This is a genomic window from Ensifer adhaerens (assembly GCF_020035535.1).
Taxonomy (GTDB): domain Bacteria; phylum Pseudomonadota; class Alphaproteobacteria; order Rhizobiales; family Rhizobiaceae; genus Ensifer.
This window is the reverse complement of record NZ_CP083349.1, coordinates 1,818,943-1,840,148: the sequence shown is the minus strand read 5'-3', so window position 1 is coordinate 1,840,148 and position 21,206 is coordinate 1,818,943. Positions and strand designations below refer to the sequence as shown.

At 62.7% G+C, this 21,206-nt stretch carries 18 protein-coding genes; 11 read left to right on the top strand and 7 right to left on the bottom strand.

The window, feature by feature from the left end:
* The first annotated feature begins 74 nt into the window (after positions 1-74).
* Complete coding sequence (locus tag LAC81_RS08985) at positions 75-2,618, top strand: methyl-accepting chemotaxis protein (RefSeq protein WP_223727538.1); 2,544 nt, start codon at positions 75-77, stop codon at positions 2,616-2,618.
* 268 nt (positions 2,619-2,886) lie between these two features.
* Here the strand turns inward: LAC81_RS08985 and moaA are convergent, their stop codons facing one another.
* Positions 2,887-3,936 carry a GTP 3',8-cyclase MoaA gene (gene moaA / locus LAC81_RS08980; protein ID WP_223727537.1) on the bottom strand — a complete coding sequence of 350 codons (1,050 nt, stop codon included), beginning with the start codon at positions 3,934-3,936 and terminating at the stop codon, positions 2,887-2,889.
* A 206-nt stretch (positions 3,937-4,142) separates the two neighbouring features.
* On the opposite strand from moaA, the gene LAC81_RS08975 reads away from it, so the two are divergent.
* The gene (locus LAC81_RS08975) at positions 4,143-4,517 is read left to right on the top strand and encodes a gamma-butyrobetaine hydroxylase-like domain-containing protein (RefSeq protein WP_223727536.1); all 375 of its coding nucleotides are present in this window, start codon (positions 4,143-4,145) and stop codon (positions 4,515-4,517) included.
* 59 nt (positions 4,518-4,576) lie between these two features.
* Here the strand turns inward: LAC81_RS08975 and LAC81_RS08970 are convergent, their stop codons facing one another.
* Positions 4,577-5,059, bottom strand: coding sequence for a MarR family winged helix-turn-helix transcriptional regulator (locus LAC81_RS08970; protein WP_419195811.1), 483 nt, complete (start codon positions 5,057-5,059; stop codon positions 4,577-4,579).
* Positions 5,060-5,106: 47 nt separating this feature from the next.
* Between LAC81_RS08970 and LAC81_RS08965 the strand changes: the two genes are divergently transcribed.
* The 3 genes from LAC81_RS08965 to LAC81_RS08955 all read left to right on the top strand — a co-directional run bounded on the left by LAC81_RS08965 (position 5,107) and on the right by LAC81_RS08955 (position 7,597).
* On the top strand, positions 5,107-6,015 hold the full coding sequence (locus tag LAC81_RS08965; protein ID WP_223727535.1) for an alpha/beta fold hydrolase: 909 nt from the start codon (positions 5,107-5,109) through the stop codon (positions 6,013-6,015).
* Between the two features lie 127 nt (positions 6,016-6,142).
* Entirely contained in the window at positions 6,143-6,751 is a 609-nt protein-coding gene (locus LAC81_RS08960) for a pyridoxamine 5'-phosphate oxidase family protein (RefSeq protein ID WP_223727534.1), read from the top strand.
* Positions 6,752-6,805: 54 nt separating this feature from the next.
* A complete protein-coding gene (locus LAC81_RS08955) occupies positions 6,806-7,597 on the top strand; it encodes a M15 family metallopeptidase (RefSeq protein WP_223727533.1) in 792 nt (263 codons plus the stop codon).
* 109 nt (positions 7,598-7,706) lie between these two features.
* On the opposite strand, the gene LAC81_RS08950 is transcribed toward LAC81_RS08955, so the two are convergent.
* Positions 7,707-8,777 (bottom strand): GGDEF domain-containing protein, encoded by a 1,071-nt coding sequence (locus LAC81_RS08950; protein ID WP_223727532.1) that lies wholly within the window; start codon positions 8,775-8,777, stop codon positions 7,707-7,709.
* Positions 8,778-8,969: 192 nt separating this feature from the next.
* The gene (fumC, locus tag LAC81_RS08945; protein ID WP_162768898.1) at positions 8,970-10,361 is read right to left on the bottom strand and encodes a class II fumarate hydratase; all 1,392 of its coding nucleotides are present in this window, start codon (positions 10,359-10,361) and stop codon (positions 8,970-8,972) included.
* A 510-nt stretch (positions 10,362-10,871) separates the two neighbouring features.
* Here fumC and LAC81_RS08940 point away from each other — a divergent pair.
* Positions 10,872-12,770 carry a L,D-transpeptidase family protein gene (locus tag LAC81_RS08940; RefSeq protein ID WP_223727531.1) on the top strand — a complete coding sequence of 633 codons (1,899 nt, stop codon included), beginning with the start codon at positions 10,872-10,874 and terminating at the stop codon, positions 12,768-12,770.
* Positions 12,771-12,819: 49 nt separating this feature from the next.
* Here LAC81_RS08940 and LAC81_RS08935 read toward each other — a convergent pair whose 3' ends face one another.
* Entirely contained in the window at positions 12,820-13,497 is a 678-nt protein-coding gene (locus tag LAC81_RS08935) for an HAD family hydrolase (protein ID WP_223727530.1), read from the bottom strand.
* Between the two features lie 225 nt (positions 13,498-13,722).
* On the opposite strand from LAC81_RS08935, the gene rpiA reads away from it, so the two are divergent.
* The 3 genes from rpiA (at position 13,723) to gor (ending at position 16,664) form a co-directional block, all read left to right on the top strand.
* A complete protein-coding gene (rpiA, locus tag LAC81_RS08930) occupies positions 13,723-14,418 on the top strand; it encodes a ribose-5-phosphate isomerase RpiA (protein ID WP_113540114.1) in 696 nt (231 codons plus the stop codon).
* A gap of 121 nt (positions 14,419-14,539) precedes the next feature.
* Positions 14,540-15,085 carry a DUF2059 domain-containing protein gene (locus LAC81_RS08925; RefSeq protein ID WP_113540113.1) on the top strand — a complete coding sequence of 182 codons (546 nt, stop codon included), beginning with the start codon at positions 14,540-14,542 and terminating at the stop codon, positions 15,083-15,085.
* A 190-nt stretch (positions 15,086-15,275) separates the two neighbouring features.
* A complete protein-coding gene (gor, locus tag LAC81_RS08920; RefSeq protein ID WP_223727529.1) occupies positions 15,276-16,664 on the top strand; it encodes a glutathione-disulfide reductase in 1,389 nt (462 codons plus the stop codon).
* Positions 16,665-16,667: 3 nt separating this feature from the next.
* Here the strand turns inward: gor and LAC81_RS08915 are convergent, their stop codons facing one another.
* Positions 16,668-17,531 (bottom strand): LysR family transcriptional regulator, encoded by an 864-nt coding sequence (locus tag LAC81_RS08915; protein WP_223727528.1) that lies wholly within the window; start codon positions 17,529-17,531, stop codon positions 16,668-16,670.
* 783 nt (positions 17,532-18,314) lie between these two features.
* Between LAC81_RS08915 and LAC81_RS08910 the strand changes: the two genes are divergently transcribed.
* Entirely contained in the window at positions 18,315-19,688 is a 1,374-nt protein-coding gene (locus tag LAC81_RS08910; protein ID WP_113540145.1) for a class II 3-deoxy-7-phosphoheptulonate synthase, read from the top strand.
* Between the two features lie 190 nt (positions 19,689-19,878).
* Positions 19,879-20,277 carry a GFA family protein gene (locus LAC81_RS08905; RefSeq protein WP_223727527.1) on the top strand — a complete coding sequence of 133 codons (399 nt, stop codon included), beginning with the start codon at positions 19,879-19,881 and terminating at the stop codon, positions 20,275-20,277.
* A gap of 4 nt (positions 20,278-20,281) precedes the next feature.
* Here the strand turns inward: LAC81_RS08905 and LAC81_RS08900 are convergent, their stop codons facing one another.
* Positions 20,282-21,199, bottom strand: coding sequence for a hypothetical protein (locus LAC81_RS08900; RefSeq protein WP_113540109.1), 918 nt, complete (start codon positions 21,197-21,199; stop codon positions 20,282-20,284).
* Positions 21,200-21,206: the final 7 nt, after the last annotated feature.

The window sequence follows — 21,206 nt, the reverse complement described above, 5'->3', positions numbered from 1 at the left end:
CGTTCCATCGGTGTTTCCACCAAGAAAAGCCGCCGCGCGGGCCTGCTTCCCATAAGAATAATCAGGGGTGCGCAATGTCTTTCATCGATCGCCTGCTGCAACGCTTGCGGATCGTCACCAAGGTTCTGCTCTTCGTGGTTCCACTGGTGGCGTTGATCGCCGGTATTGGTCTCATTGGCTTCTTCACCGCCCGCACGCTCAACGGTCACATGACCGTGACACGGGAAACCATCAACAATCTCTCGGATTTCCAGGCGCTGCGCAGTGCGCTGCAGGCCTTCTCGGATGCGCCGAGCGAGGAAACGCGGACCGCTTTGTCGAGCCAGATCGACGAGCAGGAAAGCGGCGTGAAGGCGCTCGACGGCTTGCTGACGCGCGATCAGGACAAGGCGGAGATCGCCTCGGTGCTAGCGCTAGGTGATGCGATGCGCAGCCAGACGGAAAAGCTCTGGGCGACCAAGCTCGAACGAGACCAGGTGACGGCATCGCTGGAGGCAGCGCTCGCCGACATGACCGAAAAGGGCAACGGCGCCTACAAGCAGATCGACATCATCCGCAAGGAATCCGGCGAGAAGGAAGCCTTCGCCAAGGCGCTGCTCTTCGATGCCGCCGCCTATCAGGGCCTGGCCGAGCGCATCAAGAAGTTTCGCCTGCCGGTGACCATGGCCGTCAACCCCGAGGCCAAGATCGACCAGGCGAACAAGCTGCTGCCGCATCTCCTGAAGCAGATCGAAGAGGCGGAGAAGATCGCCTCGGAAAAGGTGCAGGCGCCGATCGCGGAAGTGAAGGAACAGGCGCTCAAGGTTCAGGCGATCCTTTCCGGCGCCGAAGACAGCGAGGCAAAGAAGAACGCGCTCGTGCCGATCCTCAGCAAGTTCTCGAAATACGAGGCGGATTTCGCCAAGGAAGCGGCCAAGAACTCGGATACGGCGGCCAAGCGCTTCGTCGGCATGGATGCCGAGATTTCACAACTGAAGACCCTGATCGCGCTGATGGGCGATACCTTCAAGGGGCTCGACAGTACCCGACTGCATATCAGCGAACTGCACCGCAAGCTCGATGCGGCCGGCCGCGAGCCGGTCATGGCCGACATCCAGGCGGTTCGCGAAACGGCGGCCAAGCTCGGCGAACTCGGTGGGAAGAACGCGGCGCTCCGTGATCTGCCTGCGAATCTCGGACCTTCGCTCGACAATATCGACAAGGGCACCGCAGCCCTGATCGACGTCGGCGGTCGCTGGCAGGCCGCCAAGGCGGAAGCCTCGGTGCTTGTCGCCACCGCCAGCACGACGCTTGAAAGCTTCGTCAGCAGCGCGCAGGAGGCCGGCAAGGTCGACAGCCAGCGCTCGGCCGATGTTTCGATCGTCGCGATGATTGCCGGTACGCTGCTTGCCATCATCGGTGGCCTGATGCTGGTTGAAACCCTGCGTGGCCCGCTGAAGCGCGTGACCGAAACGATGACGCGGCTTGCCAGCGGCGATCTCGACGTCGCCATCGAGGGCCGCAACCGCGGCGACGAGATCGGCGACATGGTGCGCTCGGTTGCCGTCTTCCGCGACAATGCGGTCGAAAACGTGCGGCTGGGGCGCGAGGCGGAAGCGGCACGTGCGCTTTCGGCCGAAGAGGAAGCACGCCGCGCGGCCGAACGCGCCCGGGTCGAGGCTGAGCAGATGCAGGCGTTGAATGCCCTTTCGGACGTTCTTGCCGCATTGGCCGACGGCAACCTCGAGGAAGGCATGGCCGAAGACCTGCCGGCCGACTACGTGATCATGGCGCGCACCTATAACAACGCCGTCGAGGCGCTGCGCGCAACGCTTGCCGACGTGCGTGTCGTGACCGGCGAGATCACCGGCGGCACCGGCAACCTCGCGGCCTCGGCCGACGATCTGGCCCGGCGCACCGAGCAACAGGCGGCAGCACTTGAGGAAAGCTCGCGGGCGCTTCGGCAACTGACGGAGATCGTCCGGGCCACCGCGGAAAGCGCGCGCAAGACGACCGTCTCAGTCGGCGAGACCAATTCCTACGCCAAGCATTCCGGCCAGGTGGTTGCCAAGGCGATCGACGCGATGGCGGAGATCAACCGTTCCTCCGAAAAGATCAGCACGATCATCGGCGTCATCGACGAGATCGCCTTCCAGACCAACCTCCTGGCGCTGAATGCCGGCGTCGAGGCGGCGCGGGCAGGCGAGGCCGGACGCGGCTTTGCCGTGGTGGCACAGGAAGTGCGCGAGCTTGCCCAGCGTTGCGCAGGGGCGGCCCGCGAGATCAAAGGTCTGATCTCCGAAAGCTCGGCCCAGGTGAGAAGCGGCGTGGCCCTCGTGCAGGAGACCGGGGATGCGCTCACCGTCATCAACAGCCATATCACCACCATCCACGATCTCGTCAGCAACATCGAAGCATCGGCCGCCGATCAGTATACCGGCCTCAACGAGGTGAACTCGGCCGTGCACGAGGTCGAACTGATCACCCAGCAGAATGCCGCGATGGTCGAGGAGAACACCGCCGAGATCCATGGGCTGCGCCGGCAGGTGGAGATGCTCAACGAGAAGATCGAGCGCTTCCGCACCGGTACAGATGGCATCGGCGCGCAGGCGCAGGGCCGTCGCAGCTACGCGGCTTGAACGTCAGTGCATCCGGCCCGGCGGACACTGGTTGCCGGCCCGGATGGCTTCCCTTCCTTGCCCCTTCCGCCAAAGGCGGAGAGATGCCTGCGGCGGGAGACCTTCGATCTCCGCCGCGGTCGCGGCCGGGCTCTCTGGATATCCATGCGAATACCGTGAGGGGGACGAAGATTTCTCCTCACGATTCTCCCCTGATGAGGGAGAAGGTGCCGGCAGGCGGAAGAGGGGCCGCCTGCCGGCAAGCCATCTTGCTCAGAAAAACGGAAGATCAGCCGCCGGTGACGCTCATGTGGCGGGCGACGGCGGGGCGGTTGTGCTCGCGGTCGATGATGAAGTCATGGCCCTTCGGCTTGCGGCCGATCGCCTCGTCGATCACCTGGCTGAGATAGGCGTCGTCTTCGGAGGCGCGCAGCGCCGTCCTGAGGTCGGCGGCGTCGTTCTGGCCGAGGCACATGTAGAGCGTGCCGGTGCAAGTGAGGCGCACGCGGTTGCAGCTTTCGCAGAAATTGTGCGTCATCGGCGTGATGAGGCCGAGGCGACCGCCGGTCTCCGCAACCTCGAGATAGCGGGCAGGGCCGCCGGTGCGATAGGGAATGTCCGAGAAGGTGAACTGTTCTTCCAGCTGCCGGCGCATTTCCGAGAGCGGCATGTAATGGTCGGTGCGGTCTTCCTCGATCTCGCCCATCGGCATGGTTTCGATCAGCGTCAGGTCCATGCCGCGGCCGTGGGCCCAGCGCATGAGATCCGGGATCTCCTGGTCGTTGAAACCCTTCAGCGCGACCGCGTTGATCTTGACCTTTAGGCCGGCGGCCTGAGCCGCATCGATGCCTTCCATGACCTTGGAGAGGTCGCCCCAGCGGGTGATCTGATGGAACTTTGCCGGATCGAGCGTGTCGAGCGAAACGTTGATGCGCTTGACGCCGCAGTCGGCGAGTTCTGAGGCATATTTCGAAAGCTGCGAGCCGTTGGTCGTCAGCGTCAGCTCGTCGAGACGGCCGGCCTCGATCTCCTTGCCGAGTTCGCGCACCAGAAACATGATGTTCTTGCGCACCAGCGGTTCTCCGCCCGTGAGACGCAGCTTGCGCACGCCCTTTTCGATGAAGGCGGAACAGAGCCGCTGCAATTCTTCGAGCGTCAGCAGATCCTTCTTCGGAAGGAAGGTCATATGCTCCGCCATGCAATAGGTGCAGCGGAAATCGCAGCGGTCGGTGACGGACACGCGCAGATAGGTGATCGCCCGCCCGAAGGGGTCGATCATCGGAGCGGCTCTCTGCTCGATCGGTCGTGCACCGATCCTGTCTATCGTGGCTGTGTTCAAGCGTCTTTCTCCCAGCCCTTTCAATGTCGTTGCTCCGAATGGTCGCGTCAAGGCGCATACTGTCGCAAAGTGTTGATCGGATCAGACAGGTAATTCGCGCCGCAGGGCAGTGCGTCACTTTATCCTTGGGCCGGAATCGGTTTGAAGGTGAAATAAGCGGCGAAACAAGGCACTGCCTTTGCAGCCCAGAAACAGGAGCAGGCAACATGAGTGAAATCTGGCCGACGGAGCTGCGCGTCTCCAAGGATCGCCATCGGCTCGTCGTCACCTTCAACGATGGCGCTTCCTTCGATCTCTCGGCGGAGATGCTGCGCGTGCTTTCTCCGTCCGCCGAAGTGCAGGGCCACGGGCCTGGCCAGCGGGTCACGGTGCCAGGAAAGCGCAATGTGCAGATCATCTCGATGCAGCCGACCGGCAACTATGCGGTGCGCATTGGCTTCGACGATTTTCATGACACCGGCATTTTCACCTGGAGCTATCTGCGGGAACTTGGCGAGAAGGGCGCAGAGCTGTTCGCAACTTACGAACAGGAACTCGCTGACAAGGGCATGTCGCGTGACAAGGCCGAGAAGCCACGCTGACCGCCAGGGACCGCGCGCTCTCTTAGCCGCGCAAGGGCGAAGCATTCAGGGTCCGGTCGTCAGGCCAGTTCGTCTTCTTCCTTGAGCAGGATGCCGATCAGTCGCTCCATGGATTGGGCGACGATCATGCATTCCTCGATCGGTGCGCCCACCATCGATTTTTCGATAAGCCCCGTGTGGATCTCCATGGCGGCTTCGGTCAGCGTGCGGCCTTCCGGCGTCAGTGAGAGACGCAGCACGCGCTTATCCTTCTCGTCACCGCGGCGCAGGATCAGCCCGCGCTTTTCCAGCTGCGGCAGCAGCATGCTCATGTTGGAGCGGCCGACCAGCAGCTTGCGGGCCAGTTCCTGCTGCGAGATGCCATCGAACCGATAGAGGTTGATCAGGATGTCGAGATGCGGCGGCTTGATGTCGAGATGGGCGATCTCGCGCGTCAAGGTCTGCTGCATGAGCTGGCAGGCACGCGCCACGGCGATCCAACTGCGGAAACGGGGATGATCCCAGGGAAAATGGTGTTCGCTCGTCACTTGATTTTTGTTCAACGTTGTACAATTATGTTCAGCATTGAACATAATAAGAGATTCCCACTATGGCATCCTTTGCGATCAAGGTCATCCGCCACGCGCTGAAAGGCGTGGCCGCGTTCTCGCCAGAGGCCGCCGGCAACCTCGCCTTCAAGCTCTTCAGCGTCACGCCCGGGCGCAAGCCCAGGAACGCCAAGGAGAAGGCAGCGCTTGCCGCGGCGGAACCAGTGATCGCCAGGGCGAAGCCGGTGACGCTGTCCTATGCCGGCGGCTGGGTGCTGGCGCGGCAGTTCGCGGCGCCGCATGGGGCGGCGAATGCCAAGCGCATTTTGCTCGTGCACGGTTGGGGATCGCGAAGCGACTATCTGGCGGCGATGATCGACGGTCTGGTCAAAGGGGGAGCCGAGGTGGTGACGCTCGACTGGCCGGGTCATGGCGGCTCGCCCGGGCGAACGCTCACCATGCCGGCCGCGGTGAGGGCGATCGATGCTGCCTGGCGGCATTTCGGCAATTTCGACGTCTGCGCCGGGCATTCCTTCGGCGGCGCGAGCCTTGCCTGTGCAGCCGGCGGCATCGTCTGCGACGTGCGCAGCCATGTGGCGCGGAAGCTGGTGCTGATCGGCGCGCCGAGCGAGATGACCTGGCTTTTCAAAGGCTTCGGCAAAATTCTTCGGTTGGCGCCTAAGACGCAGGCCGCCTTCGAAGGGGTTGTCGAGCGTCTTTCCGGCCGACGCATCGAGGAGTTCGACGCCGCGCGGATTATCGGCGTTCTCGCCGTGCCGACGCTGATCATCCATGCCGAGGACGACAAGGAGGTCGCGGCCGATCACGCCCGCCGCTACGCCGCGGCGGGGCCGAATGTCGAGATGCATTGGGCAAACGGCTTCGGCCACCGACGTATCGTATCGGCCGCTCCGGTCATCGCGCGGATCAATGCCTTCATACACGCGGAAGATCAAAAAGCCGCCGCCTGACACTTTTTCGTTGCTGCCGTCATCAGACTGTCATGCTATCGGTCGAAAGGGTCGCATTAGCCTCCGGAACCCCCGCGCAATCCGCGCCCTACCATGATCCGGAGATCTTTCGGTATTGGAGGACGGCATGTCGGTCATCACCTCGGTCGAGGAACTCAACGCGCTCTATGGCGGTGTCAGCGAAGCTTCGGTGGCAAAGGTCACCAAGACGCTGACGGCGGAATATCGGCTGATGATCGAGGCTTCGCCCTTCTGCGCGCTCGCGACCGTCGGGCCGGAGGGGCTCGACTGTTCGCCGCGCGGCGACGACGATTGCGTGGTTCGGATCGCCGATGACAGCACGGTGTTGCTTCCCGACTGGCGCGGCAACAACCGCGTCGATTCGCTCGCCAATATCGTGCGCGATCCGCGCGTGGCGCTGATGTTCCTGATTCCTGGCTCGAATACGACGATGCGTATCAACGGTACCGCGGTCCTCAGCATCGATCCGGCGCTTACCGACAGCTTCGAGGTCGACGGCAAACACCCGCGCAGCGTCATCGTCGTGACGATCGGCGAGGTCTATTTCCAGTGCGCTCGCGCGGTGATGCGGGCGCAGCTCTGGAACCCCAAACGCTTCCTCGATCCGGCCCTGCTGCCGACGCCCGGCACCCTGCTGAAGGCCGCCAAGGCGGATTTCGATCGCGACACCTACGATCGCGAATGGCCGGAGCGCGCCGCCAAGACCATGTGGTAGGCTGCCGTCCGGGCTGACCGGCACGGTCAGCGAAGCACACGGGCGGAGGTGAGGGTGCAGCGGAATGCTCTGACAGGTGCACTCCTGCTCGGTTTCCTGGCCGGCAGGGCTGTAGCCGCCGATCCGTCGCTATCGGAGAAGCTGGGCCTGCTGGCTGCAGCCTACCCGGATGCGATCGAGCGGATCGATGGTAACACCCTGGTTCTTCGGGATGGCGTCCCCGCTGTTGTCATCGACGACGGCAGGACGAAGAGCCATGCCGAAAAGCTGGCCGCGGCGGATATCGAGGACAGCCTGTTGCAGACCTATCCGCTGGGCGCCTGCGCAAGGCCGCCGGCCGTCGATTTCGACCCCGGGCGGATACGCAGCGAAGCACTGATGAAACGGCTCTACGGCGGTAGCGCTGCGGTCGTCCGGCAGGATCTCGTTACCGTCGACTGGTTCGGCCAACGGCTGCCGGTGACGAGGAGGCACGGAGCCGCGGCGGCGCTGAAGGCCGTGGCTGCGGATCTCTCGCACCATGCTGCACTCAAGCGCTATCTCAGCCCAAGTGCCGGCACCTTCAACTGGCGGCCAATTGCGGGCGCTACCACGCTATCGGTCCACAGCTTCGGCGCAGCTATCGATCTCAACACGGGTTTTGCGGATTACTGGCGCTGGACCGGGAAGAGCAAGGGTGCACCGGGCTATCGCAACCGCTATCCGCTCCCTATTGTCGAGACCTTCGAGAAACACGGCTTCATCTGGGGCGGACGCTGGTACCACTTCGACACGATGCATTTCGAATATCGGCCGGAAATGATCGCGATCGCGCGGGCGGCCGACGCTGATGCCTGCGGCCGCTAGCCGACCGCCGCTGAACATTCAGGCGACTGACTTCTTCCAACCCTGGACAACAAAAAAGCGCCCGGGAAGGGCGCTTATTTTCAGTCTTATCGAAGGGCTTGCCCGTGGCTCAACGTCGATAGATCAGCCAGTTGCGACCTGATTCCTTGCGCATGCCGTCTTCAAAGAGAACGGTCTTGTTGCGCCCGCCATTCTTGGCCGAATAGAGCGCGATATCGGCCTTGTTGTAGAGGTCCACCGGATCATCGGCCGCCGTCGCCATGCAAACCCCGACGGAAAGCGTGATCGGGCCGTAATTGACCCCGGTCTTCGAGTTCCGGAAGGGCGTTGCTGCAAGAACCGTGCGGATGCGATCGGCGATCTGCAGGCATTCTTCCTGGGTGCTGTCGCCAAGGATGATAGCGAACTCTTCGCCGCCGGTGCGGGCCACGAAAGCCTCGCGGCGCAGGTTGGCGCGAAGGACGCCGCCGACGGTCGCGAGAATCTTGTCGCCAACCGGATGGCCGAAGGTGTCGTTGACCTTCTTGAAATGGTCGATGTCGGCAACGAGCAGGCCGGTGTAGTTTCTCAGGTGCTCATTGTTGTACACGGCCGCCAGATTGTCGTCGAAGGCGCGGCGGTTGGCCAGACGCGTCAGCGAATCCGTGTTGGCGATACGCTTGTACTCGTCGAGTTCCTGCCGGATGACCTCCATCTCGAAGGACTTCTGAACGACGGTCTCGACGCGCTCCTTGCCCTGGCTCATCGTCTCGGCCGTCGCCTCGGTCAGGATGCCGATCGCGTGGCGCAGAATATCGGCGCTCGATGCGCTCTTGCTGACGATGTTGACATAGGCCTCATCGAGAACCTTGTTGTAGTTCTCGAGCGCGTACTGCTCGTCGCGCAACAGGGTGACGAGTTCGGCAAGCTTGGCCGCCAGCGTGGTATGGGCACGCTCGATGCCGTTCGAGCGGTGGATATGGCTGAAATACTGCGCGCCGATCGCATCCAGTTCTTCCTGGGTCGCGCGGCTGCCGAGTGCCGCGAGCTCCTTGGAGAGCTGCGGATTGGAACCGAGATAGGCTTCGTAATAGAGTTCGTAGTTGCGGGGGATGGGCGCGACACCCATCATGCGCATGGCATGGGTTACCTGCGCTGCGATATCGGGCGTTTGCGTTTTGCCCGAGTTTGCCGTTTGCATGTGCAAACCCCCTAATATTAATCACTGCTTACGGGTTATGATTTTTAGGGGCAAATGATTTGCGAAGTCTTAATATTTGCCGCCACCGCGAACCGCAATTCGATCGACTGCGGCCATCCCGCCGATCTATCCCCTGCGTTTGCGGCTTGAAGACCACGGCGCCATCGAGGCGCCGTGGTGTATCAAAATGGATCAGGCCGGGCTGATCATCGTTTCCGGGCGCACGACCGCGTCGAACTCTTCGTTCGTCACGTAGCCACCGCCGACGGCTTCTTCGCGGAGCGTTGTGCCGTTTTTGTGCGCGGTCTTGGCGATCTTGGCTGCGTTGTCGTAGCCGATCTTCGGAGCGAGCGCGGTGACGAGCATCAGCGAGCGGTCGAGCGCTGCCTTGATGTTGTCTTCACGCGCTTCGATGCCGACGACGCAGTTGTCGGTGAAGGACACGGCCGCATCGGCGAGCAACTGAACCGACTGCAGGAAATTGTAGGCCATCAGCGGGTTGAAGACGTTGAGCTCGAAATGGCCCTGGCTGCCGGCGAAGGTCAGCGCCGCATGGTTGCCGAAGACCTGCACGCAGACCTGGGTCAGCGCTTCGCACTGGGTCGGGTTGACCTTGCCGGGCATGATCGACGAGCCGGGTTCGTTTTCCGGCAGTGACAGTTCGCCGAGGCCCGAGCGCGGGCCGGAGCCGAGGAAGCGGATGTCGTTGGCGATCTTGAAGAGGGCTGCGGCCGTCGCATTGATCGCGCCATGGCTGAAAACCATGGAATCATGGGCGGCGAGCGCTTCGAACTTGTTCGGCGCCGTGGTGAAGGCGATGCCGGTGATCTTGGCGATCTCTTCTGCGACCTTCTCGGCAAAACCGACGGGCGCATTGAGGCCGGTACCGACGGCCGTGCCGCCCTGGGCGAGTTCGCAAAGGCCCGGAAGCGTCATCTCGATGCGCTTGATCGAGGAGGCCACCTGGGCGGCATAGCCGGAGAATTCCTGGCCAAGGGTCAGCGGCGTTGCGTCCTGGGTGTGGGTGCGGCCGATCTTGATGATGTGGTCGAACGCCTTGACCTTGGCTTCCAGCGCCTTGTGCAGATGCTTCAGTGCCGGCAGCAGGTCATGAATGACGCGCTCGGCGCAGGCGATGTGCATGGCCGTCGGATAGGTGTCGTTGGACGACTGGCTCATGTTGACGTGGTCATTCGGATGCACCGGCTTCTTCGAGCCCATGACGCCGCCGAGCAGCTCGATGGCGCGGTTCGAAATGACCTCGTTGGCATTCATGTTCGACTGAGTGCCAGAACCTGTCTGCCAGACAACGAGCGGGAAGTGGTCGTTCAGCTTGCCGTCGATCACTTCCTGCGATGCCTTGACGATGGCATCGGCAACGGTCGAATCCAGTCGGCCAAGCGCCTGGTTGGTGCGGGCGGCAGCCTGCTTGACGATGCCGAGCGCCCGGACGATCGAGGCCGGCTGCTTTTCCCAACCGATCTTGAAATTGCCGAGCGAGCGCTGGGCCTGGGCGCCCCAATAGCGGTCGTTTGCCACTTCGATGGGGCCGAACGTATCTGTTTCCGTGCGCGTCGATGTCATCGTGATACCTGCCTTGATCATGCGGTTCATGAAGCCTGGGCGAGGGACCGGATGGCGCAAACTCCCCAGGGTGCCGGGCCTCTCTCTGCCCCGCCTGCCGAAGCTTGTAAAGGGGCGCGGCACGGCTTGCCATGCTACAATCGTTTGAAACGTTGCAGTGCAACATGGCGGCTCGGCAGCGAATGTGATTCGCGTGCTTCCTGCCCCCGCAGCCGTTGTGATGTTTCGGTCACAGCGGGGGCGTACTTTTCCGGCGCCGATCGGCTGCTGATGCCGGCCTATCACCTCATGCTGAAATAAAATCCATATGGATCAAATTTTTATCCCCCTTCGAACGTTATGGAATCGAAGCGTTTGTTGAGGCGCAGAAGGAGATTCAAGGTCGATGTTCGTGGGCGCGTTTCCTTTTCATTCACCATCCTTTTCTATAACTTTCGGTGCACGAGGGCGTGGCGAGAATCTGGCTTCAGCCGAATTCGGCGACAACGCGATACGGGGACGTAGTTTCATATGAGAGTAATAAAGACGGCAGCGATTGTGGCGCTCATGAGCGGCTGTGCGATCGCGACCATGGATGCGCGGCCGGCTTCGGCCTTTTCGCTTGGCGATTTCATCCGGGCGGGCAGAAAGAAATCGGATTCCGCCGAACAGACGCAGCCTGCCCAGCCGCTCCCAGGCCTGGGCGGGATGATCGACCCGCAGCAGAACATGGTTGCCAAGCCGCTGCCGAAGGTCACCGGACCGAAATACTACACCTACAAGGCCGAAGCGCTGCGCCGGATCGCCACCGACAAGCTGCTCGATCCGGTGGTCACCGGTTCCGTTCGCAACGACGCTTTGCCGCCGATGCTGCGTACGCCCCTGGCCGATGCGCGGCAGTTCCTTCCCGGCATCAACGTGCGTGCCTCGGGCGACGTCGCCAAGGCGGTCGAGGCCCACTACGGCGCCCGCATGGATTACATCTGGATTGGCGCCGAAGGCGTGAATGCCAAGGCGAAGGCGGCGATCGCCGTTCTCGCCGACGCCGCCAAGGTCGGCCTCGATCCGCAGGACTACGCCGTCAACGTACCGTCGGACACATTCGATCGCGGCGACATGATTGCCCGCGAAAAGGAACTGCTGCAGTTCGAGATCTCGCTGTCGGCCGCGACGCTGACCTACGCACAGGACACCGTGCGTGGCCGTATCGATCCGAACAAGATCTCCGGCTACCACGACTTCAAGCGCAAGACGGTCGAACTCGCGCCGCTTCTCGACAAGCTGTCGGCGAGCGAAGATGTCGCCACGCTCCTCAACGACCAGAACCCGAAGAGCGCGCAGTTTGCCGCACTCTCCGTCGAGTTGGAGAAGCTGCGGGCGGAAACGGGTGCCGAACAGCGCGTCGAGATCGCGCCGGATACGCTGTTGAAGCCGGGCCAGAGCAATCCTGAGCTTGCCAACGTTATCGCCGGCATCCGCCTGCGCGGATCGGAAGCGCTGAAGGCCGAACACGCGACGGTTCTTGCCGCGTACCAGGGAACGCCGGAATACACGCCGGAACTGGTAACGGTGGTCGAGGCCTTCCAGAAGGAGCATGGGCTGAAGGCTGACGGCGTCGTTGGCCAGGCATCGGTGCGCCTCCTGACGGGCGGCGACAGCGTGGCGAACAAGATCAACAAGCTCGAGATCGCCATGGAGCAGGCACGCTGGCTGCCGGACGGCCTCGGCGATCGCTACGTCTTCATCAATCAGCCGGCCTTTACTGCCACCTATACGGACAAGGGCGCCGAGCAGTTTTCGATGCGTGTCGTCGTCGGCTCGAAGACGAACCAGACCTACTTCTTCCAGGACGAGATTCAGACCGTCGAGGTCAATCCGTACTGGGGCGTGCCGCAGTCGATCATCGTCAACGAGATGCTGCCGAAGCTCCGCAGCGACCCGAACTATCTCGATCGCATGGGTTACCAGGTGGAGGTCGGCGGTCGGCCGGTGCCTTCCGCATCGGTCAACTGGAACGGCTCGACCGCTTCGGTTGCAGTGCGCCAGCCGCCGAGCAGCGACAATGCGCTCGGCGAGTTGAAGATCCTGTTCCCGAACGCGCATGCAATCTACATGCACGACACCCCCTCGAAGAGCTTCTTCAAGCGTGACAACCGCGCGCTCAGCCACGGCTGCGTGCGGCTTGCCGATCCGCGCCGGATGGCGGCGGCGGTGCTTGGAACGAGTGTCGAGGATGTCGGCAAGGAGATCGCCGGTGGTCGCAACAAGGCGCTGCAGGTGCCGGTGAAGGTGCCGGTCTATGTCGCCTACTTCACGGCCTGGCCGAACAAGGACGGGGTCGTCGAATATTACAACGACGTCTACGAGCGCGACATGTACATGAACCGCGCTTTTGACGCGACGCGGGGCGCCCGCAGAGCCGAAGGCTAAGGTAGAAGAAAAAGAAAAGGCCGCTTCGAGCGGCCTTTTTTCTGTTCTGTTATCGGGCTTCGAGCAGTGCCGAGACCAGGTCCGGCGTCAGTTCATCGAAGTGGCCGATGATCTTGGTCGGTTCGAGGCTTTCGACCGGGACGTCCGAATAGCCGAAGGGTACTGCGATCGAGGGCACGGCGGCGTTGCGCGCTACCAGGATGTCGTTGAGGCTGTCGCCAACCATGACCGAGCGCTCGGCCTTGCCGCCGGCATTGGTGACCGTTCTCAGCAGGTGCTCGGCATTCGGTTTGCGCACTTCGAAGGTATCGCCGCCCGAGATCGCGGCGAAGCGCTCGATCAGCCCCAGGCGTTCGAGCAGACGCGTCGCCAGTTTTTCCGGCTTGTTGGTGCAGACCGCCAGCTTGAAGCCGGCGCCGGAGAGGCGGTCGAGCGCGTCGACGAGCCCCGGATAGGGCAGCGAATCGCCGGGCATCGAACCGTGGTAGAAATCGACGAACTCCTTGAGCTGCCATTCCAGCACGTCTTCAGCGAGCGGCTTTTGCCGAAGTGCGAAGGTGCGCTCGATCATGGCGCGCGCGCCGTGTCCGACGAGATGGGTGAGATCGGCGTAGCCGACCGGCGCGATGCCGGCCTGGGTCACGGCATGGTTGAGGCTTGCGACCAGGTCTGGCGCGGTATCGACGAGCGTTCCATCGAGATCGAAGACGACTGTGGGAGATGACACCGAAAAAACCTCATGGCACCGGAAACGTTGCCGTTCGGGTAGGCGAAGTGGTGGCCAAATGCAATGGGGCGTGCACGTCGCAAGCGCTACGGATTCCTTGGCGGCAATTTCATTTTGACTTTTGTTTGCGTCGCCGGGCGTGTAAGTGTCTCAGCGGAAAACGGGCAGGCCGTTCGCTGTTTGCAGCAAAGGCCTCCGTTGGAATTACAAGGGAGCGACTGGCGCATGGACGCCCGCGAAATGAAAATCAAAGCCGCGGCTGCGGCTCTGGAATATGTCGAAGACGGCATGCGCCTTGGCATCGGGACCGGCTCCACGGCGGAGGAATTCGTCCGGCTGTTGGCCGAGAAGGTTGCCGCGGGCTTCCGCATCGAAGGCGTTCCTACCTCGGAGCGGACGGCCCGGCTCTGCCTCGAGCTCGGTGTTTCGCTGAAGTCGCTCGACGAGCTGCCGGAACTTGACCTGACGATTGACGGCGCCGACGAAGTCGACGGCCAACTTCGCCTGATCAAGGGCGGCGGCGGCGCGCTGCTGCGCGAAAAGATCGTCGCGAGCGCTTCGCAGCGAATGATCGTGATCGCCGACGAATCGAAGGTGGTCGATGTTCTCGGCGCCTTCAAACTGCCGATCGAGGTCAATCCCTTCGGACAGGTGGCAACGCGGATCGCGATCGAGAAAGTCGCTTCGCGCCTCGGCCTTTCCGGCGAAATCGCCGTGCGCCAATCGCATGATGGCGCCTTCAAGACCGACGGTGGACACCTCATTCTCGATGCATCTTTTGGCCGTATTCCTGATGCAGATGCGCTCGCGGGAGAGCTGAATGCCATTCCCGGCGTCGTCGAGCACGGGCTTTTCATCAATATCGCGTCGCTGGCAATCATTGCAGGGCCGGAAAAGGCACGCATTCTGACTGCGTCCTGACCCGGTTCCCGACAGCCCGCACCGGGCTGGGAGCGGTAAAGACAACAGGTTTCCATACATGCGGGCCTGGCGGCGGCAATCGCCCGGGCAGCATGCGACAAACACAGGAGCAAGGGTAAAAATGAACAAACTCGCAGGTCTTGTCCGCACTTTCGCTGCCACCGCGGTTCTGCTTTCCGCATCTGTACCGGCGGTGCAGGCCCAGGACGTCTCCGAAGAGCAGATCAAGGCGGCGCGCGCGACGATCGCAGCGCTCGGCGTGACCAACAGCTTCGACAACATTCTGCCGAACCTTGCTGAGCGGCTGAAGAACACCCTGATCCAGGCTTCGCCCAACCATCAGGAACTGATCACCGCGACGGTTGACGACAAGGCGCTGGCTCTTGCCGCGCGCCGCGCCGACCTCGAGAACGAAGCCGCGACGATCTATGCCAAGACCTTTACGCTGGAAGAGCTGAACGCCATCACGGAATTCTACGGTTCCGCTGCCGGCAAGAAGCTCCTGAACGACGGTCCGATCGCCTCGCGCGAACTGCTGAAGGCGGCCGACATCTGGGCCTCGGGCGTTTCGCGCGACCTGACCCAGGAAGCCACCAAGTCGCTCGACGACAAGGTCGGCAGCACGCAGCCGGCCGCCGAAGGCGCCGTCCAGGCACCGGCGCAATAATCACGCGCCAGCGGCATTCATCACGTTTCGAGGAGCCCGGAGAGATCCGGGCTTTTCTTTTGGCCGGTGGCACCACTATATGTGCCTGCGGCGCGGCCTTCGGCTGGCCGCTGATGCTTGCCGAACGCGCGATCGTTCGGCGCGCCTTCCATTTCGCCATTCCGGCCCGCTTGCTTTCAGGAGACTGCCCATGCCCGCGTTCGACTATGACCTCTTCGTAATCGGTGGCGGGTCCGGTGGTGTCAGAAGCGGGCGGTTGGCGGCGAGCCTCGGCAAGAAGGTGGCGATCGCGGAAGAGTTTCGCTACGGCGGCACCTGCGTCATCCGTGGCTGCGTGCCGAAGAAGCTCTATGTCTACGCGTCGCAGTTCTCCGAGCATTTCGAGGATGCCGCCGGCTTCGGCTGGTCGGTCGGCGAGAGCACGTTCGATTGGAAGAAGCTGGTCGCCGCCAAGGAGCAGGAAATCACCCGGCTCGAAGGGCTCTACCAGAAGGGCCTGAACAATGCCGGCGCCGAAATCCTGCATACGCGCGCAGAGCTCGTCGGCCCGAACACGGTTCGCCTGCTCGACAGCGGCAAGACTGTGACGGCCGAACGCATCGTGATCGCCGTCGGTGGTCATCCGACGCCGCATGACGCGTTGCCCGGGCACGAGTACTGCATTTCCTCGAACGAGGCCTTCGATCTTGCGGAACTGCCCAAATCGATCCTGATTGCCGGCGGCGGCTACATCGCGGTCGAATTCGCCAATGTCTTCCACGGTCTCGGCGTCGAGACGACGCTGATCTATCGCGGCAAGGAAATTCTCTCGCGCTTCGACCAGGATTTGCGCCGCGGGCTGCATGTGGCGATGGAAGAGAAGGGCATTCGCATCCTCTGCGAAGACATCATCCAGGCGGTCACCCTCGATGCCGACGGCAAGCGCGTCGCACACACCATGAAGCACGGCGATCTCGCCGTCGACCAGGTGATGCTGGCGCTCGGCCGCGTGCCGAACACCATGGGGCTGGGCCTTGAGGCAGCCGGTGTCAAGACGGACGAGCGCGGCGCGATTGTCGTAGACGCATTTTCGCGCACCAGCGCTGCCGGCGTCTACGCGCTCGGCGATGTGACGGACCGCGTCCAGCTGACGCCGGTTGCGATCCACGAAGCCATGTGCTTCATCGAGACCGAATACAAGAACAACCCGGTGTCGCCGGATCACGACTTGATCGCCACTGCCGTCTTCTCGCAGCCGGAAATCGGCACCGTCGGCCTGACGGAAGAAGAAGCGGCGCGCCGCTTCGACGAGCTGGAAGTGTATCGCGCCGAGTTCCGACCGATGAAGGCGACGCTCTCGGGCCGAAAGGAAAAGATGATCATGAAGCTGATCGTCAATGCCGCCGACCGCAAGGTGCTCGGTGCGCATATCCTTGGCCACGACGCCGGCGAAATGGCGCAGCTGCTCGGCATCTCGCTGAAGGCGGGCTGCACCAAGGACGATTTCGACCGGACGATGGCGGTGCATCCGACGGCGGCCGAAGAACTGGTGACGATGTATTCGCCGTCCTATCGCATCCGCAAGGGCGAGCGGGTCTGACCTTCAGGCGGATGCGCCTGCGAACCGCGCTTCTTCGCGTTTGAAGAGATCGGCGAGGCGATCAATGACCGTCCGGACTTCCGGGCGGCGGCGATCGTCGTCGTTTGCCGCGATCCACAACGGATGCGTCAGGCTGTCGATCAGACCGCTTTCGCGCTTCAGGAGCGGATCACCGTCGCCGATAAAGGCAGGCAGCATGCCGCGCCCGGCGCCGTTGCGGATCAGCCGCACGAGCAGGGCGGGGCTGTCGGTCCAGGTGTGGATCTGCTGCTCGCGGTTTTCAAACACCCATCTCTCTGCCGGCGAGCAGGCAACTTCGGTGCCCATCGATATCCAGGGAAAGTCGTCACGCTCCGGCATGTTGCCGGCGCGATAGACGGCATAGGCGATGTTCACCGAGCGGCGCACCGCTACGTTGCCGGAGCGGGGTTGTTCGTGCAGCACGGCGACGTCCGCCTCTCGGAAGGTCAGGTCGAAGCCGCGACGTACGTGCTTGCAGCAGAAGCGAAAGGCGTCACCCCAGGCGCGGATGTCCGTTGAATGTTCGGCGACGAAGCCTGAGACCCAGGCGTCGCTTGCGACCGACACGATCGGCAGCGCAAAAGCATCGCGGTGCCAATCGGAGATGTTCACGGCGGCATTCTGCATGGCATGGACATGTTCGAACAGTATCTGGCCGTCGTGGGCGAGGCGGTAGCCCTGCTGGCTGCGAATGAAGAGCACCCTGCCGGTCGTGCGCTCGAGCGCGTGCATGCGACGGCCGATGGTTGGGGCGCTCAAGCCTGTCCGCGTCGCAGCACCGCTCAACCCACCCTCGGTCGCAACGTGATAAAACAGTTTCAAATCGTCCCAGGCTGCCTCGGCCATAAGCACTCCATGGCGGTCACTGTCTCGTAGTAGCGCGGGTCGTCCGCCCTGGCTTCCGTTCGCGGATGAAAGACGTCTTTCAACGGTGCGCCTACAACGCTGCCGGCGAAGACATTAGGTCTCCTGGTGTCTCAAGGCAAAGGAGGCGAGAACATGTTTGAACATTGGGCAGTCATGTGGACCGTTCTTCAGCGTGAACGTCGCCGCGGGTCATGCAACGGCTTGGATGATCCGCTCGACGGACCGGAGTGGCGTGGCCTGCACTGGGTGCTGCCGGTCTTCTCTTTCCTGCTTAACCGGTGCAGATCGGACGCGCGCTCGACGCGTTCCGATGCGCCACTCACGGAACGCACAGGCGCGCGCTGGGACGCGAGGGCCAGCCATTGCCGGCCCCAAGCCGCCGGGCACGATCACTGAACATTCTGTCGCCTGTCTTGGCGGCGGCTGTAGCATCAGGGATGCCACTATCCCATTGAAACGGCGCATCGTTCTTTCGATATAGAGAGCAGGACTTTCGGGATCGTGCGCTCCGCGGACATATCCTTGCGTTCCATGCGTGCTGCAAAGCAATGAATTCTGGTAGGATGGCTTTCCAAGCGTTTCCTTAACGTCTATAAGCCCGCATTCCGCGGCGTTTCCGCCTTGGGTGGGCACAAGGCCGGGCTCAGCGTCCGGGGCAGGGCACGCGGATGTGAGTGAAATTTCCGAATACCGGGCGGCCATCTACGGCCGTCAGGGCGCGACCCGCGCGGACAGAACCGCGGCAGACAACAGGTGATCGAAATGGCACAGACTTGGACTCCAAACAGCTGGCGGCAAAAACCCATCCAGCAGGTGCCGGACTATCCGGACCTGGCAGCGCTTGAGGCGACCGAAGCGCGCCTCGCGAAGTATCCGCCGCTGGTGTTTGCGGGTGAAGCGCGCCGTCTGAAGAGCGCCCTTGCCAATGTTGCCGAAGGCCGAGGCTTCCTGCTGCAGGGCGGCGACTGCGCCGAAAGCTTCGCCGAACACGGCGCCGACACGATCCGCGACTTCTTCCGCGCCTTCCTGCAGATGGCCGTCGTTCTGACGTTCGGCGCCCAGCAGCCGGTGGTAAAGGTCGGCCGCATCGCCGGCCAGTTCGCCAAGCCGCGCTCGTCGGGTGTCGAGAAGCAGGGCGATGTCACGCTGCCGTCCTACCGTGGCGACATCATCAACGGCATCGAGTTCACCGAGGAAGCGCGCATTCCGAACCCGGAACGCCAGATCATGGCTTACCGCCAGTCGGCCGCGACGCTGAACCTTCTGCGCGCCTTCGCGATGGGTGGCTATGCCAACCTCGACAACGTGCACCAGTGGATGCTCGGATTCGTCAAGGACAGCCCGCAGGCCGAGCGCTACCGCAAGCTCGCCGACCGGATTTCCGAGACTATGGACTTCATGAAGGCGATCGGCATCACCTCGGAGAACCATCCGAGCCTGCGCGAGACCGATTTCTTTACCAGCCATGAGGCGCTGCTGCTTGGCTACGAGCAGGCCCTGACCCGCGTCGACTCGACCTCGGGCGACTGGTACGCCACCTCCGGCCACATGATCTGGATCGGCGATCGTACCCGCCAGCCCGACCATGCGCATATCGAATATTGCCGCGGCATCAAGAACCCGCTCGGCCTGAAGTGCGGTCCGTCGCTGACGGCCGATGGCTTGCTGGAGTTGATCGACCTTCTGAACCCGGCCAACGAAGCCGGCCGCCTGACGCTCATTTGCCGCTTCGGCCATGACAAGGTAGCCGAGCATCTGCCGCGCCTCATCCGTGCGGTCGAGCGCGAAGGCAAGAAGGTCGTCTGGTCCTGCGATCCGATGCACGGCAACACGATCACGCTCAACAACTACAAGACCCGCCCGTTCGAGCGGATCCTGTCGGAAGTCGAGAGCTTCTTCCAGATCCACCGCGCCGAAGGCACGCATCCGGGCGGCATCCACATCGAGATGACCGGCAACGACGTGACGGAATGCACAGGTGGTGCACGCGCGCTTTCCGGCGACGATCTTGCCGACCGCTACCACACCCACTGCGACCCGCGCCTCAATGCGGATCAGGCGCTGGAGCTCGCGTTCCTGCTCGCCGAACGCATGAAGGGCGGCCGCGACGAGAAGAAGATGGTCGTCAACGGCTGATCTAAATCTCTGGCATCGTTCAGGTTTTCTGAACATCACTTGGGAGTTTTGAATTTGACAATGCCGGGTCGGCTCTGGAAGCTGGCCCGGCATTTTCGTGTCTGGAGCAGGATACGCCGCGCGTGATCGTGCCGCCTGATCAACCGCATGACAGGGTGATGCACAACGATTTTTGCTTTGGGGGGGGACAATGCCGGACGTTCACAAGGGGAGCTGTCTTTGCGGGGCGGTGCGCTTTGCCGCGCGTGGCGAGTTGCGCGAGCTGATCTATTGCCATTGCGGCCAGTGCCGGAAGCAGACCGGTCTCTACTATGCCGCGACCAATGTTCAGGACGCGGATCTCGAGGTGGAGGGGACGGAGAACCTCACCTGGTACCGGGCGAGCGAGAGCGCCAGCCGCGGCTTTTGCCGGCATTGCGGCTCAGCCCTGTTCTGGAAGGCGGATGGGCTGGACTACACCTCGATCCTCGCCGGCTCCTTCGAGAAGCCGACTGCGCTCAAGGCCGGCTATCATATCTTCTGCGACGATCAGGGCGACTTCTACGAGATCAGCGACGACTTGCCGAAATATGCGGCTGGGCGCAGTTGAGCGATCACTCCGGCGCGGTCTTTGCCTGCCGGACCGCCTGTTCGAAGCCATTGGCAAGGCCGGCCATCTTGACCGATTGCCACTGACAATATTCGTCGATCAGGCGTTCGCCTAGCCAGAACAGCCCGCGCTGGCCCTCGCCCGCGCGACCGATGAGGCCCGCATCCTGAGCACGGGTGAAAATGCGCCTGATATGCGTGTTCGAGATCATGTAGTGCGTGGCGAGTTCCGAGAGGCTCGCTTCGAGCCAGACCTTGCCATCGACCGGTTCCAGGCTGTCTGGCCGTGACATCAGATCGTCCAGCAGCAGGCCGCCGCATTCGGTCCAGACGAAGGCGGCCACAGCTTCCGGTGGTTCGCTCCACCGCTGATCGGTCAGCAGCAGGCGGGTCGCGATCGGCTGGGCGCGCTCAAAGACAGTCCGGTCGGCTTCGACGCGCTGAAGGCGGCCCTTGCCGTCGAAGCGGTCGAGTGTGCCCATCTGGCTCATGAACCAGCGCAGCATCGCCCCTTCGCTGATTTCGGTCGGCTCCAGGGGGCGCACCTTCTTCTTGGCGCGGCCGCCATCCGTATCGCGCAGCAGCTTGTAGGTCAGCAGTTCGGCGATGAAGGCCGCAGCGGTGTTGCGGCTGGCGCCGCCCATTTCGTGCATGAATTTCAGGAGGCGCGCAGTCGTGATGCCGGTTTCCGGATTACCCGGGTCGCGCTCGAGATGCAGCGTATAGACAGCCTGGCTCAGCGTCCACTTCTGGTGAGAGGCGACGAGACGGGCAACCCGCGGGAAGATGTCGAACACCGACATGAGATCCCGCGCGCTCGCCTGAAGGATCGCCCGGAAGTTCGGATGATTACGAAAATCTTCTGCGGTGAAGGCAAGTGCACCAGCCGGTACAACGCCTTCATGCTCTGCCACGACACGCATTTGCTGC